Source organism: Mesorhizobium sp. PL10 (assembly GCF_053714315.1).
This window is the reverse complement of sequence record NZ_JBSKBR010000003.1, coordinates 72253-85050: the sequence shown is the minus strand read 5'-3', so window position 1 is coordinate 85050 and position 12798 is coordinate 72253. Positions and strand designations below refer to the sequence as shown.

The 12798-nt window shown below is 62.0% G+C and carries 19 protein-coding genes; 9 read left to right on the top strand and 10 right to left on the bottom strand.

Annotation, left to right across the window (positions count from 1 at the left end; genetic code table 11):
- Nucleotides 1-3 precede the first annotated feature (3 nt).
- Together ACWGTO_RS06575 and ACWGTO_RS06570 are read left to right on the top strand one after the other, a co-directional pair.
- Entirely contained in the window at nucleotides 4-330 is a 327-nt protein-coding gene (locus ACWGTO_RS06575) for a hypothetical protein (protein WP_454574064.1), read from the top strand.
- A 48-nt stretch (nucleotides 331-378) separates the two neighbouring features.
- Nucleotides 379-879: a GNAT family N-acetyltransferase gene (locus tag ACWGTO_RS06570; protein ID WP_454574063.1), complete on the top strand. Its 501-nt coding sequence runs from the start codon at nucleotides 379-381 to the stop codon at nucleotides 877-879.
- Nucleotides 880-904: 25 nt separating this feature from the next.
- Here ACWGTO_RS06570 and ACWGTO_RS06565 read toward each other — a convergent pair whose 3' ends face one another.
- Nucleotides 905-1516 carry an HD domain-containing protein gene (locus ACWGTO_RS06565; protein WP_454574062.1) on the bottom strand — a complete coding sequence of 204 codons (612 nt, stop codon included), beginning with the start codon at nucleotides 1514-1516 and terminating at the stop codon, nucleotides 905-907.
- Nucleotides 1517-1628: 112 nt separating this feature from the next.
- Here ACWGTO_RS06565 and ACWGTO_RS06560 point away from each other — a divergent pair, with 112 nt between their 5' ends.
- The 3 genes from ACWGTO_RS06560 to ACWGTO_RS06550 all read left to right on the top strand — a co-directional run bounded on the left by ACWGTO_RS06560 (nucleotide 1629) and on the right by ACWGTO_RS06550 (nucleotide 3655).
- Complete coding sequence (locus tag ACWGTO_RS06560) at nucleotides 1629-2255, top strand: VOC family protein (protein ID WP_454574061.1); 627 nt, start codon at nucleotides 1629-1631, stop codon at nucleotides 2253-2255.
- A 194-nt stretch (nucleotides 2256-2449) separates the two neighbouring features.
- A complete protein-coding gene (cysE, locus tag ACWGTO_RS06555; RefSeq protein WP_454574060.1) occupies nucleotides 2450-3298 on the top strand; it encodes a serine O-acetyltransferase in 849 nt (282 codons plus the stop codon).
- A gap of 153 nt (nucleotides 3299-3451) precedes the next feature.
- A complete protein-coding gene (locus ACWGTO_RS06550; RefSeq protein WP_006200852.1) occupies nucleotides 3452-3655 on the top strand; it encodes a DUF3126 family protein in 204 nt (67 codons plus the stop codon).
- An 85-nt stretch (nucleotides 3656-3740) separates the two neighbouring features.
- Here the strand turns inward: ACWGTO_RS06550 and ACWGTO_RS06545 are convergent, their stop codons facing one another.
- The gene (locus ACWGTO_RS06545) at nucleotides 3741-4466 is read right to left on the bottom strand and encodes a hypothetical protein (protein WP_454574059.1); all 726 of its coding nucleotides are present in this window, start codon (nucleotides 4464-4466) and stop codon (nucleotides 3741-3743) included.
- A 52-nt stretch (nucleotides 4467-4518) separates the two neighbouring features.
- Between ACWGTO_RS06545 and ACWGTO_RS06540 the strand changes: the two genes are divergently transcribed.
- Entirely contained in the window at nucleotides 4519-4968 is a 450-nt protein-coding gene (locus ACWGTO_RS06540; RefSeq protein WP_454574058.1) for a DUF6949 family protein, read from the top strand.
- A gap of 100 nt (nucleotides 4969-5068) precedes the next feature.
- Entirely contained in the window at nucleotides 5069-5596 is a 528-nt protein-coding gene (locus tag ACWGTO_RS06535) for a gamma carbonic anhydrase family protein (RefSeq protein ID WP_454574057.1), read from the top strand.
- A gap of 57 nt (nucleotides 5597-5653) precedes the next feature.
- Here ACWGTO_RS06535 and ACWGTO_RS06530 read toward each other — a convergent pair whose 3' ends face one another.
- The 7 genes from ACWGTO_RS06530 to ACWGTO_RS06500 form a co-directional block, all read right to left on the bottom strand.
- Nucleotides 5654-6202, bottom strand: a complete 549-nt coding sequence (locus ACWGTO_RS06530) for an ankyrin repeat domain-containing protein (protein WP_454574056.1) — start codon at nucleotides 6200-6202, stop codon at nucleotides 5654-5656.
- 231 nt (nucleotides 6203-6433) lie between these two features.
- On the bottom strand, nucleotides 6434-7042 hold the full coding sequence (locus ACWGTO_RS06525) for a transglutaminase-like cysteine peptidase (RefSeq protein WP_454574055.1): 609 nt from the start codon (nucleotides 7040-7042) through the stop codon (nucleotides 6434-6436).
- A 265-nt stretch (nucleotides 7043-7307) separates the two neighbouring features.
- Nucleotides 7308-7925: a PilZ domain-containing protein gene (locus ACWGTO_RS06520; RefSeq protein WP_454574054.1), complete on the bottom strand. Its 618-nt coding sequence runs from the start codon at nucleotides 7923-7925 to the stop codon at nucleotides 7308-7310.
- 231 nt (nucleotides 7926-8156) lie between these two features.
- A complete protein-coding gene (locus ACWGTO_RS06515; protein WP_454574053.1) occupies nucleotides 8157-8795 on the bottom strand; it encodes a PAS domain-containing protein in 639 nt (212 codons plus the stop codon).
- Between the two features lie 118 nt (nucleotides 8796-8913).
- Nucleotides 8914-9159, bottom strand: a complete 246-nt coding sequence (locus ACWGTO_RS06510) for a hypothetical protein (protein ID WP_454574052.1) — start codon at nucleotides 9157-9159, stop codon at nucleotides 8914-8916.
- A gap of 103 nt (nucleotides 9160-9262) precedes the next feature.
- Entirely contained in the window at nucleotides 9263-9502 is a 240-nt protein-coding gene (locus ACWGTO_RS06505; RefSeq protein WP_454574051.1) for a MoaD/ThiS family protein, read from the bottom strand.
- A gap of 59 nt (nucleotides 9503-9561) precedes the next feature.
- Nucleotides 9562-10644 carry a WD40/YVTN/BNR-like repeat-containing protein gene (locus ACWGTO_RS06500; protein ID WP_454574050.1) on the bottom strand — a complete coding sequence of 361 codons (1083 nt, stop codon included), beginning with the start codon at nucleotides 10642-10644 and terminating at the stop codon, nucleotides 9562-9564.
- 264 nt (nucleotides 10645-10908) lie between these two features.
- Here ACWGTO_RS06500 and ACWGTO_RS06495 point away from each other — a divergent pair, with 264 nt between their 5' ends.
- The gene (locus tag ACWGTO_RS06495) at nucleotides 10909-11676 is read left to right on the top strand and encodes a rhomboid family intramembrane serine protease (protein WP_454574049.1); all 768 of its coding nucleotides are present in this window, start codon (nucleotides 10909-10911) and stop codon (nucleotides 11674-11676) included.
- A 111-nt stretch (nucleotides 11677-11787) separates the two neighbouring features.
- A complete protein-coding gene (locus ACWGTO_RS06490; protein WP_454574048.1) occupies nucleotides 11788-12219 on the top strand; it encodes a CBS domain-containing protein in 432 nt (143 codons plus the stop codon).
- Nucleotides 12220-12266: 47 nt separating this feature from the next.
- Here ACWGTO_RS06490 and ACWGTO_RS06485 read toward each other — a convergent pair whose 3' ends face one another.
- Nucleotides 12267-12524 carry a YjhX family toxin gene (locus ACWGTO_RS06485; RefSeq protein WP_454574047.1) on the bottom strand — a complete coding sequence of 86 codons (258 nt, stop codon included), beginning with the start codon at nucleotides 12522-12524 and terminating at the stop codon, nucleotides 12267-12269.
- Nucleotides 12525-12798: the final 274 nt, after the last annotated feature.

The window sequence follows — 12798 nt, the reverse complement described above, 5'->3', positions numbered from 1 at the left end:
GTCGTGCAGACTAAACTCGGCAAACGTTCAGTTATACTGGCGCTGGCTGCCTTCGGTGCAGGAGCGGTTGCGATCGCCATCATGGTGGCGATGCCGAGCGACGCATCGGAGCTTACGCAGAGCGTTGCGACGGGTTTCTTCATGCTGGTGTTTCTGCTCGCAGCCCCGGTGGCGCACATCACCGGCGTGGTCTTCGGCGTGATGGCGCTGGTGCGCTCCAACGACAGGCGCGGGCTCGGACTGCTGGGGATTGTCCTGAACGGGCTGTCGGTGGCGGGAGGCCTGGCGCTGCTGGCGGCGATGGCGTCGACGATCGGCGCTTTTACGTGATCCTGCGCGAGCTGCCGCGTTGCTGCTTGTCGCGGTACAGGTGCCGCCGTGGTTGATCTTCTTGTCACCTACATGGAGATGCGCCAGGCCAATCCGGCGCCTTGCCGCGCCAGCCCGGCAGCCGGCGCCACGGTTGCGCGTGAAAGGCTGGACCGCGCCGCCTATCTCAGCCTCTACCGCGCCGTCGGCGAGCCCGTGCAATGGGACCAGCGGTTGCGCATGGCGGCCGAAGACCTCGAGCGCCTGCTGGCGTTATCGTCGACACATATCCATGTGCTGCGCGTCGAGGGCGAAGCCGCCGGCCTGTGCGAATTCAACGGCGTCGGCCAACCTGACGTCGAGTTGACCCATTTCGGTCGGGTTCCCGCTTTCCAGGGCCGCCGGTTCGGGCCGTTCCTGCTCGACCAGGCGCTTCGTGCCGTCTGGTCGCATGCACCGCAAAGGGTCTGGCTGCATACGGACACCTACGACCATCCGTCCGCGCAATCGGTCTACGGGCGGGCAGGTTTCAAGCCGTATGTGCAGCGCATGGAAACCTTTCCAGACTAGCCGGGACTCCCTCCGGAGTTTCCGGTCAGCCAGCCGCGAGAGTTTCGATTGAACGCGCGATGTTTTGCCTGGCTTGCGGTTCGAACCGGCGCCGGAATTCCTCGGTATGGAAGATGTGGTCGCGGGCGAGAAAACTCTTCAGGACTGCGCTGCGACCGGCGCGCCACATCGGCTCCTCGACCCAGGCATATTCCTGTCGGACCGCACGCTCGTAGTCGTCGAACGCATCCGGCGCGGTGCCCAGGATCGACAGGTCCATATCAAGGAACAGGCTGGCGTCCCGCATCGCCGCCGCATCGTCAAACGACGGCAGCTGGTGCGTGGCGGTGGCGAGGATCATCGCGGTGATGCGGCTGAGCCGCACGGGATCGGCGCGTCCGGCCAGCATCTTTTCGGCTAGAGCGGCACTTTGCGCCTCATTGTCCTTGGCCTTGCTGTCGTAGATGGCATCGTGGAACCAGATCGCGGCCTCGACGGCTTCGAAATCGTGCAGCGACGCGCTATAGTCCTCAGCCAGCGCCAGCATCGCCTCGATATGCCCGAGGTTGTGGTAGTAGCGGTCTTCGGCCCGATAGAAGCCTGAGAGTTCCCGCTTCAGTGGTTCGTCGATCAAGGGCTGGTCTTTCAAGTTTGTCATCCGTCCAGTTAACCGATCTCAACCCCTCGGAGTCAAAACCAATCATTTTCAAACCTTGCGCGGGCCGGGGCTCTGGGGAATGTTGCCATTCCATTCAACCAAGGAGGCTGACATGACGAATACCGTGCCGGGGACGATCGACATGAAGCTGGAGGCCGTCATCATCGCCGTTGCCGATGCCGAGCGGTCCAAGCGTTTTTATGGCGATCTGGGTTGGCGGCTCGACGCCGACTTCGTCGTCGGCGATGCGTTTCGGGTGGTGCAGTTCACGCCGCCGGGTTCGCCATGCTCGATCCATTTCGGCAAGGGCCTGACATCAGCCGCGCCGGGCTCGGCAAAGGGACTTTATCTCGTCGTATCCGATATCGTGGCGGCGCATGCCGAACTCGTGGCGCGCGGCGTCGAGGCGAGCGAGGTGTTCCACCGTACCGGGCCCGGGCAGCCGCCGGTCAGCGGCAGGCATCCGGAAGGGCGCAGCTATTCCTCCTATGCCACGTTCAGCGATCCGGACGGCAACAGCTTCATCCTGCAGGAGATCACCCAACGCTTGCCGGGGCGCGTGGACGCCAGCGACACGATATTCACCTCGTCGGGCGAACTTGCCGCGGCGCTACGACGCGCGGCGGCGGCACATGGCGAGCACGAGAAGCGGACCGGCGGACAGCACGATGTGAACTGGCCCGACTGGTATGCCGAATACATGGTGGCGGAACAGGCCGGAAAGCCGCTGCCGACCTGAAAGGCCACAGCGCATGGGCGTCGCGCGCGTCCGTTTTCCGGAGGGGCGGTGATCAAGGGTTCGTTTTCCATGGCGGCTTGAATCTGCGTGAACCAAATCCATTTGATGAAGCACTAAGGAAAATTGAGTTCAATCATGCTATGATCTGGCCTATATGTGCGGCCGGACAACAAGCCGGCAGGCCGGAGACGTCGATGAACAGCATTACGATTGCCCGCCCCACAATGGTGCAGCCGGTCGATCCGATCTGGCGCTCGATCCGCGACGAGGCGATGGACGCGGTCAACCGCGACCCGCTTCTGGCGGCGTTCCTCTATTCGACCATCCTCAACCAGGAGAGCCTGGAAGAGGCGGTCATCCACCGGCTGGCCGAGCGGCTTGCGCATCAGGACATCGGTTCCGACCTCATCCGCCAGACCTTCAAGTCGATGCTGGCCGACGACAAGGAATGGTCGTCGATCGTGCGCGTCGACATCCAGGCCTATTACGACCGCGACCCGGCCTGCGACCGCTTCATCATGCCGGTGCTCTATTTCAAGGGTTTCCACGCCATCCAGACGCACCGGCTGGCGCATTGGCTATGGAACCAGGGCCGCAAGGATTTCGCGCTCTATCTGCAAAGCCGATCGTCCTCGGTGTTCCAGACCGACATCAACCCGGCCGCCCGTATCGGCAAGGGCATCTTCATCGACCACGCCACCGGCCTTGTCGTCGGCGAGACGGCTGTGATCGAGGACGATGTGTCGATCCTGCACGGCGTGACGCTGGGCGGCACCGGCAAGGCCGGCGGCGACCGTCACCCGAAGATCCGCTACGGCGTGCTGATCGGCGCCGGCGCCAAGATCCTCGGCAATATCGAGGTCGGCCATTGCTCGAAGATCGCGGCAGGCTCGGTGGTGCTGTCACCGGTGCCGCACAACAAGACGGTTGCAGGTGTGCCGGCCCGCGTCGTCGGCGAGACCGGCTGCGACCAGCCTTCGCGCCAGATGGACCAGCTTTTGCCGTCGCAGTCGATGGACCAGGTCGTCAGCTTCGATATCTGAATTTCACATGCTTCCGGTAGGCCGGGCCGAGGCCGGCTACCGCGCCGGCGTCCGCCAGTTCTCGCTCTATCCAGCCGGCTTGCCTTTACATCGCCATTGTCGACGTGCCAGAAGCGCGTTCCAACGAGCAAGCCCGACGATCGGAGAAGACTTTTGAAGCCGGACGAAATCAGAAAGCTGGACGCCTATTTCAAGCGCGTCTTCCAGAATCCCAAACTCGAAGTGAAGGCGCGGCCGCGCAAGGAAGATTCGGCCGAGGTCTATGTCGGCGACGAGTTCCTCGGCATCGTCTTCAAGGATGAAGACGACGGCGATTACAATTTCTCGATGGCGATCCTCGACATCGATCTGGCCTGAGCCAGGACTTTGCGGCTGACCGGACCTGCCATGGTGCAGGCCGGCAGCCTTTCATATTCAGAAAATATGCAACGAATTCAGCCAGCTATCTCGCTGCCTTGAGGACGCGCGTGGCCTCGGCGACGATTGCTGCGTCGAGCGCCTGCCAATTGCCCAGAAATTCGCGGGGAAAGCGGTAGGTCAGGCTGAGGCTGTCGCCGACCAGGATATCGCGCTCGCAGGGCGCCAGCGATTCCTCAGCAGTCGGTCCGCTCAGGCAGCGGGCGACGAACGGATCCTTGCCGGGGCGGCCGGCAACCGCAAGCACCTCGTTGAGATAGCCCGATTTTTCGCCGAAGCCGTAAATCATCGTGCCGCCAGGCCCGGGCGTTCCGGGCTGGCTGATCAGCGCGCTGTAGATCGGCGCGAAACGGCCGCTCATGTCGCGCGACATCATCTGCGGCTCGAACGACAGGAAGATGATGTTTTTGGCCGTTCCCGTATGGTTGAAATCGTCGCGGGCGGCTTCGCTGTAACCCTCCATCTGGGGATAGCGCAGATAGAGGTCGAGGCGCGAAGCGATGCCGTCGCGGCGCGCCTGCAGGAAGCGGATGGCATTGGCCGGCACGGCAATGACATTGTTGCCGATCACCACCCGGTGGACCGTGGCGTCGTCGGTATAGCCGGCCATGGCGATCGAGCGGCCAAACCATTTGCCGCCAAGGCTGATCGCCAGCGACAGCAGCGCCAGTGCCGCAAAGGCATAAAACACCCGCTTCATCAGCACGGAATCGACGACGTTGAATTCTTCGGCGGCCGCTGCCTGCTTCATCGCAATCCCCATAATCGCCGCTTCTGTCCTTGGACGGCACACATGCCGCGGCATGGCTCTTGCTGCGCAGCTGTCGGATGCGACTGTGCGATTTCATGGTAAACGGAAGGTAAAGATGAGTCTGTTGATGCCCGTTCTCTTCGCTTTTGCCGTCGGGCTTACTGCCTGTGGGCTCACCGGATCCGTGATGGAACTGGCGGCCGGCCGCCGGCTTGCCTTTTCCGAGCCCTATGTGTCGCCGGCGCACATCCTGCGCTCGCTGGCCGCAACCGCCTGCGCCGGGCCGTTCATGCTCGCCAACGATGCCCTTGATGCGCGGCGCGAGGGCCGTATTTCGACGCTTATGCTGATGTCCTGCGGCTGCACCGTGATGGCCTGGGCGCTGGCGCTGGGCATCGTGCTGATCGCCATTGCCTCGTGGGGCGTCGGTTCTCCTGGAGCGGTTCAGCTTTTGGTCGAATCGCTGGCCCGGTATGTTCATCTTGACGCAATTGCGAACTGAAACCTCGCCGCAGTTTCTCGGAAAAACCGCTACGCGGTTTTCCCGGAATTGTCTTAGGGTCCGCCGATTTGCCGACATAAGAAGAATCGGAGACGGAAAAATGCCGACCTATGCGATCGACGGAAAGGCGCCCAGTTTCGAGGATGCCGACAGCAACTGGATCGCGCCGGACGCCAAGTTGATCGGCGACATCAAGGTCGGTCGCAATGCCGGCTTCTGGTTCGGCGTGGTCATTCGTGGCGACAACGAGGCGATCGTCATCGGCGCCGACAGCAATGTCCAGGAACACGCGGTGATGCACACAGACCCCGGCTTTCCCCTGACGATCGGGCAAGGCTGCACCATCGGCCACCGCGCTTTGCTGCATGGCTGCACGATCGGCGACAACAGCCTGATCGGCATGGGCGCCATCGTGCTGAACGGCGCCAGGATCGGCAAGAACTCCCTGGTCGGCGCCGGCGCGCTGGTCACAGAAGGCAAGGAATTCCCCGACAATTCGTTGATCGTCGGCTCGCCGGCGCGGGTGATCAGGACGCTGGACGACGCCGCGGTCGCCAGGCTGCGCGCCTCTGCCGCGCACTATGTCGCCAACGGCAAAAGGTTCAAGGCGGGACTGAAGAAGGTTTGAGGCCAGCATAAACGACCGCGTGTCGCGGGGGTAATTGCGGTCCAACCACTGTTAGTCCTAGGAGCGCCCGGCCATCGCATCGCGCAGCAATGAAGCGCCAGCCTCAAAGCCGGCATTGTCGGCTTCCTCAAGGGCCGTCGTATAGTCATCGATGCGGGTTTCCAGCGCCGGGTCGGCGCCCGCCGTCAAAAGCAGGCGGAGCGCCTCGACATTGCGGATCGCCACCGCATAGTGAAGCGGCGTCCAGTCGTTCACGCCCCGCATGTTCGGGTCCGCGCCACCGTCGATCAGCACCCTGACGATTTCCAGCCTATCGGATCGATCGGTTGACAGTGCAGCAATGATTGCTGGAAACCCGCCGTGATCCTGGTAATTCGGATCCGAGCCTGCATCCAGCAAAGTCGAAATGAACCCGACCGGGCTCCAATAAATCGCATATTCCAGCGGATGCCCGAGGCCGAGCTCGAATGGCATGCGCTCGTCGAACCAGCGGTGCGAGCCGCCCAATGCCACGCCGAGCCCCTCGAAATCGCCGACTTTGAAGGCATCGTCGATCGCCTTGAACAGGCGATGGCGCTCGCACCGATCTTCCGGGATTTCCAACATCGCCGTGATCCAGAAGGTGAAACCAACGGCATAGTGCTTCGATCTTCTGTGCGTGAAAAGGCGTGTCGCGATCTTCAGGTGCGCCTGGCGGCTGCCTTTCGGTGGAAATGGTGGAGCCGGCCCGGGGACGGGGCCGGCTCCTAAAACCCGGTCGTTGGGGACGGGGAGGGTGGGGACTCGACCGGGCTTTCTCGTCGCGTCCTGAGCGGACGTGATTCTTGTTTCCGCGTCCTAACGGACGCTGGCAACCGCGTCGGCGCGGCCGTCATTGATCGTTACCCACATGCCGGAATTCTGGTCGGATTGGCGCTTCAGGTAAGTGTAATCGGTGTCGGTCCAGGACAGCACCTTGGACTCCAGATTGTCGAGGATGAACTCGCCAAGGCTGGTGCGTACGGTGAGCACCGCATGGCCGTCGCCATTCGGCTGGCGCGCCACGGTCATCAAGAGATTGCCGGCGGGAACGCCAAGCGCCATCAATTCGCGGCGCTTCTCCAGCGCATAGTCCTCGCAATCGCCGAAGCCGCTGTCGGGGTAGGACCAGACCTCTTCCTTGCCCCACATTTCCATGTCGGTGCGCGGCACAATCCTGGTGTTGACCGAATTGTTGATGCTGACCATCGACGCCCACAGCCTGCGGGTCAGTTCGACCGGCGCCTGCTTGGGCGTACGCTGCGCGCATTCCGGCGGCAGCTTCTGGCAGAATTCGTAGTGGCCCACAGGCTGTGTGGTGCGGCCGCCAGTGTGCATGTAGGCTGGTCCCGCTGCTTGCGCCATTCCCCAAGCGGAAAGCTGCATCGCCATTGCCAAGAGCAACAGCTTGCCCCACGTCTTCGCCATTTGGTCAGTCTCCCCGTTTGAGGAGACAATGACACCGGTCGATTTATTTCACGCAAAAACCCGAAGTAGACATTGAGTAAAACCCCAATAGAATAAGCATAAAATTTGATCTATTTTAATATAAAATCGTTCAGGTCTCGACGCAAAATCGCGGCGTAGAGGGCGTGGACGTGGCGCACTGCGACAAGGAGAACCAGACGGAATGCCGGGCAACAAAAAACCGGCCGCCAAGGGCCGGTTCGTTTTAATGCGTGTTGCCGACCAGTCAGGCGCGCGGGGCGTTGAACTCGGAATCGAGCGTTTCCGGGCGCTGGATGACGGCGAATTCGATGGCGACGCCATCTTCGAAATGGCGCACCACCTGGCCGCGCATGGTGCCGAGCATCACCTGAATGCCGATCGCCGGCTTGACGTCGATTTCGATTGCCGCACCCGACAGCGACAGGTCGATGATGCGGCACTGGTACTGACGTCCATCGGTAAGCTGCAGCACGCTGGTCGGGTTGCGCGGCGCCACGCGTTCGTGGCGGCGGTCTTCCGGCAGGTCGAGCTCATGCTTGTTGGCGAGCCAGGTCAATTGCGCGGCAAGCTTGTCTTTCTTGCGATCCGAGGCAATGACGGTCATGGCAAAGCCGTCCTGCGAGGTGCGCGTCACCACGCCCTCGATGCGGCCGATATGATCGATATAGGCAATGATTTTTTCGCCCGGCATGCCGACGCGCTCGGTGCGCAGCGCTACATTGCCCGGCGACATGTCGACCACCTGGCACGGGTGTTCGGTGCGGTCCTCCAGCATGAAGCGCCCGTAGATCTTGACCCGGACGCGCTGAAAGTTACGCCTTTCGGCGCGGGACGGCGCATATTCGACCGCCGCTGACCTCATGACTGCCTACACCCCGTTGGCATTCCCGCGTAGTGCGTGGAACTTCACGCCAAAACGCTACAGCAAATCAGGTTAACAAAGGGGAAAAGCGGGCCGCCTATACTTAAGATCAGGCCCTGGATTTGAGCCTGGAGCGCGTCCCGTCCGAACGGATTCAGGCGACGCGCGTCCGGCCTTTGTTCTTATGCATGTCGTTTTCTCAAAATCAGGGCCACTTTTGAGCGATATGCATTATTCCCCACGCCCACCGTCGAACACCACGAGGTGGCGGATGCGTCGCGACCGACCGAGCGCCGAGATGGTCTCCGGCGCTTCGAGCTCGGTAGGTGCCAGCGAAGGAACGGATATTTCCGGCCGGTTTTTCAGGAATATCGGTTCCTTGTCGGGATCGATGACGCGGATGGCGTCGATCAGCGCGTCGGTGATCGGGTCGGCGCCCAGCCAAAACGGCTTTTCGACGGCGCTGATGACGCCGAGGCAGCGCGGGTTCTCGACGCCGCCGTCGAGCGGCAGCGCAAGCAGTTCGAAGCGGTTGGAACGGCCGTTGCGGCTGAACCCTTCATAGGTGATGAGCACCACGGATTTTTGCTCGAAGACGCCGTGAATGAGCCGCGACATCAGCCGCTGGTCCTTGTCACGCCACAGGGAGGGAAACGAAAAACCCTTGAGCTCGCGGCCGTAGCCGGCGCAAAGCCTGGTGCCGGCAAGCCGAAACACCGCTTCGCCGCGCGTATCCCTTTCCAGGATGAACGTGTCGGCCAAAAGCGTCTTGATATCGGCCGGTTCGACCTCCGAACGCTTTGGGGCAGGACGTCCATCACGCAGTCGGTTCCAATAATGGAACAGCGTGATTGATCCGTTCTGGTTCATGCTATGCAACTCCGCGCAATCTGCTTTCTGATGGTCCCATCGGTGAACAGAAAGGGCGCCCTCCGATGACCTACATGCGTTCCGGAGCAGGATGCGTGCCAGCGTCGTTAACACTTGTTCACGGGTCGGGGACGTTAAGGTTAACAAGTGGTTTACGTTGCGCGCCGACGGTCGTCGTGGCACACAAAAACCACTCCAGAAGCGGTCGTTTCGCGACGATCGGCAGCACTTCAGTCAAGAGTTTTAGGGGGAGCAGGGGCTCGACCAGCCGTTCAAGGGAAACCTTGGACGGTTTCTTTTTGATTCGCGCCTGGTGATTCGCGGTCGAGGCGTGTAGCGGCCAGCCAGCAGCAACATTTGCCAATGGCGTGCTTCGAAACGGTCGAGGATCCCGACGTCAAGCTTCCTGCCGTCGGCGAGCGATGAACGTGGCTGCCACCAGCCGGTCCCCAGGAGATATCCCTGGCCTAACCGCCGCTGATTGCTGTTAGGATAAAAACCTCGGTGCCGGGCGCGAGCCTGGTTTCCAGGGTTGCCTTCTCGCCATCGACGAAAACGTTCATATGACGGCGGATGGCAGGGCGGGAATCGCACATCCGGTCGCGCATGCCGGGCCAGAGCGCGTCGAGCCCGTCGATCATTTCCTTCACAGTCGAGGCCGGCAGCTCGACCCGACGGGGCGCGCCAGGAAACAGGTCGATGAGCACGCCCGGAAGCCGCGCGATGACAAGGTGCACACTGCGGGCTGGGTTGTTCGACATTTGCCCTACTCGCCCACTACCATCGTCTCGACGGACAGAATCGTGGGCAGATGCTGAGCGATCTCCGACCAGTCTTCGCCTTCGTTGGCACTGGCAAAGAGCGAGCCGCCGCTGGTGCCGAAATAAACTCCGGCCGGCTCGAGGCTGTCGGTCGCCATGGCCTGCCGCAACACGCCCGCATAGCAGTTCTCCTGCGGCAGACCCTTGCGCTCGTCGAGCCATGTGGCGCCCGCATCCTCCGTCTTCCAGACCGCCGCCTTTGCGTCCGGCACGTAACGGCCGGCGCTGTCGCCGTTGAGCGGCAGAAGGAAAAGCGTGTCGGCGTCGCGCGGATGCGTGGCCGCAGGAAAACCGAAGGTCGAGGGGAGGCCCTTCTCGATGCTCTGCCAGTTCTTGCCGCCATCGTCGGAGCGGTACATGCCGCAATGGTTCTGCTGGTAGAGCCGGTCGGGCTTGCTGGGCGCCATCACCAGACAGTGCACGCACTGGCCGAATTCTGGATAGTTTTGTCCTTCGGGCAGGAAGTCGGCGCGGGTGCCCCGGTTACGCGGCTCCCACGTTTTGCCGCCGTCCCAGGTGTAGAACACGCCTGCGGACGAGATGCCCACCCAAATCTGCTCCTCGTCTCTGGGGTGCGTGACGATGGAATGGAGGATAAGGCCCGCGCCACCGGGGTTCCAGTCCTTGCGGCTTGGGTGATGCTGCAGGCCCTCGATGTGGCTCCAGGTGGCCCCGCCGTCGTCGGAGCGAAACAGGCCGGCCGGCTGCACGCCGGCATAGAGGCTGCCGTTGCGCCTGGCGAGGCTCCACACCGCCTTGATCGGTTCCTCACCAGCCGCATAGGCCAAGCCCTCGCTGGAATGCGTCCAGGTCCAGCCAAGGTCGTCCGACTTCCAGACCGCCGGGCCGAACCATTCGTTGCCGCCGGCGCCGTAGATCGCGCCGGTCTCGGGGTCGCCGACGACATGGTTCATCGGCCAGTGCTCGCAGAACGGACCGCGCAGCTTCCACGACCCGCGCTTGCCATCGCTCTCGGCGATGAAGGCGCCTTTTTTCGTCCCGATGAGCACGAGGATTTTTTCTGGCATTTTCTCCTCCCGATTGCGTCCCTTTCATCAAGGACGGCGGAGCTCCGACCGGGCCAACGATTTTTTTTAGTCTAAACCCGTTGAGGCCAAGGTGAGAAGATATGCCGCCTCCCCGGCTCTGCCATCGAGGACAGCGCGATTTGTGCTGTCATCACCTGACGCCGCGCTGAAGCGCGCCGTGCGAGGTGGCAGAGGATGCAGGGCAGTTTCAACCGAAGCATCCTTGCTCTAAAGCTCGCGCAACGAATCCCTGGACCCAAGTGAATGAGCGAACCGACAAGCCCCACCGAGACCGAACAGACCGAGGAGGCGCCGCCGCCGCGCCGCGAGCCGGTGTTCAACCTGCCGCCGGTGGTGCTGGCGGTGATCGGCATCTGCGTCGCCGTCTTCCTGCTGCAGCAATATGTGCTGACCGAAGAGCAGCAGATAACATTGCTCACCGACGGGGCCTTCATTCCAGTCCTCTACACCGGCCAATACGGCTTCGACTGGTTCCTCTTCACCCGTCCTTTCACCTATGCCTTCATGCATGGCGGCCTTGCCCACATTGCCATCAACATGGTTGCGCTGGCCGCCTTCGGTTCGCCGCTGGCCAACCGTCTCGGCTGGTTCCGGTTCGCATTGTTTTTCGCCGCCACCGGATTGGCCGCGGTGGTGCTATTCTGGGCGGTCCACCCATTTGGCGAGGCGCCGCTGGTCGGCGCCTCCGGTGCGATATCGGGCATGATGGGTGCGGCGGCGCGTTTCGGGTTCCGTACCGACCGCTCGTCCGGCAGGGCTGCCTTTGCCGGTCCCGTGCTGCCGATCGCAATCGTTCTGCGCTTGCGCGGCGTCGTCAATTTTCTCGGTGCCTGGATGGTCATCAATCTTGTCACCGGCCTTTACGGTCTCGGGCTCGGCGAGGCCGGCCAGATCGCCTGGGAAGCGCATATTGGCGGCCTCGTTGCCGGCTTCTTCGGATTGCGCTGGTTCGACCGGCCCGGGCAGGCGCCTGAATGGGAAATCCCCGAGGACCAGAGCGCTCCCGACTAGCGCACCCGCTGGCGCACTTGAAAAGCAACCGATCACGGCGCACGATGTTCACTCTTATGTGAAGCCGGTCAGGGCGGGAGCTGGCTAGCCAAGCAGGAGGAGGAGGACGCCATGACGGTTAAGGCAATTCTCGAGAAAAAAGGCCATGACGTGTTCACGCTCGGGCCGAATGAAAAGCTGAGCGAAGCCATTCGAATCCTGGTCGACCACAAGATCGGTGCACTGGTCATCACCAATGGCGATCGCAAGATCGTCGGTATCCTTTCCGAGCGTGACATCGTGCGGGTGGTTGCCAAGGAAGGCGCTGCCGCACTTGATATCGCGGTGCGCTCGGCGATGACGCCGAAGGTGAAGATCTGCAACGAGAACCACACGGTCAACGAGGTGATGGAGATCATGACCCGAGGCCGGTTCCGCCATCTGCCGGTGGAAAAGGATGGGATGCTCGACGGCATCGTGTCGATCGGCGACGTGGTCAAGCGCCGCATCGAGGATGTCGAGCGCGAGGCCGAAGAAATCAGGGCCTATATTGCGACGGCCTGATCCGCGAAGAGACCGCCGACCGGAAATACCGGCCGGCGGGGCTTATCTTATCGGTTGTCGAGTTCGGAGCGGACGAGCTGCAGCCCGCGCCTTGTGATGCGGTAGGGACCGCCATCGCAAGATGAAACCGCTTTCCTTCGCCTCAGTTTTCGAAACAGATCGAGATCGACGCCTGGATAGTGCCAGCCGTCGCGAGTCATGCATTTGACGGTGGCGATCCGTCTTTTGTGGTTCTTTTCGACTTCGATGCGCCCGCCCTGCGCGAGCAGGTGCAGGATGCGCTGTTCCACAGCGCCGCGCGTCATTTTGGACGCGCAAAGGACGCTGTGGCACTTATAATTGGCACATGATCCTTTCCGAAAATCGGTTCCGATTTTCGGGGTCATGTGCTGCGCGAAATATCCATTGGAGAAATTCCCGGGAAAACGAAAAATGCCGCCGCCGCGAAGCTTCACGGCACGGGGTTTCAGGTCTTCTTGCCCCTGCCTCGCTACGAGGTCAGGGCCTTACCGGGACTGAGCGTAAGTGGACATCCACTCTCCATTGGGATGGGCGTCCTATAGGCGAAAGCGGCTGAAA

Coding starts and splice junctions, on each gene's coding strand:
- ACWGTO_RS06565 (WP_454574062.1), bottom strand. CDS start 1,516: ATGACAAACTTGAAAGACCAGCCCTTGATCGACGAACCACTGAAGCGG.
- ACWGTO_RS06560 (WP_454574061.1), top strand. CDS start 1,629: ATGACGAATACCGTGCCGGGGACGATCGACATGAAGCTGGAGGCCGTC.
- cysE (WP_454574060.1), top strand. CDS start 2,450: ATGAACAGCATTACGATTGCCCGCCCCACAATGGTGCAGCCGGTCGAT.
- ACWGTO_RS06545 (WP_454574059.1), bottom strand. CDS start 4,466: ATGAAGCAGGCAGCGGCCGCCGAAGAATTCAACGTCGTCGATTCCGTG.
- ACWGTO_RS06540 (WP_454574058.1), top strand. CDS start 4,519: ATGGCTCTTGCTGCGCAGCTGTCGGATGCGACTGTGCGATTTCATGGT.
- ACWGTO_RS06535 (WP_454574057.1), top strand. CDS start 5,069: ATGCCGACCTATGCGATCGACGGAAAGGCGCCCAGTTTCGAGGATGCC.
- ACWGTO_RS06530 (WP_454574056.1), bottom strand. CDS start 6,202: ATGTTGGAAATCCCGGAAGATCGGTGCGAGCGCCATCGCCTGTTCAAG.
- ACWGTO_RS06525 (WP_454574055.1), bottom strand. CDS start 7,042: ATGGCGAAGACGTGGGGCAAGCTGTTGCTCTTGGCAATGGCGATGCAG.
- ACWGTO_RS06520 (WP_454574054.1), bottom strand. CDS start 7,925: ATGAGGTCAGCGGCGGTCGAATATGCGCCGTCCCGCGCCGAAAGGCGT.
- ACWGTO_RS06515 (WP_454574053.1), bottom strand. CDS start 8,795: ATGAACCAGAACGGATCAATCACGCTGTTCCATTATTGGAACCGACTG.
- ACWGTO_RS06500 (WP_454574050.1), bottom strand. CDS start 10,644: ATGCCAGAAAAAATCCTCGTGCTCATCGGGACGAAAAAAGGCGCCTTC.
- ACWGTO_RS06495 (WP_454574049.1), top strand. CDS start 10,909: ATGAGCGAACCGACAAGCCCCACCGAGACCGAACAGACCGAGGAGGCG.
- ACWGTO_RS06490 (WP_454574048.1), top strand. CDS start 11,788: ATGACGGTTAAGGCAATTCTCGAGAAAAAAGGCCATGACGTGTTCACG.
- ACWGTO_RS06485 (WP_454574047.1), bottom strand. CDS start 12,524: ATGACGCGCGGCGCTGTGGAACAGCGCATCCTGCACCTGCTCGCGCAG.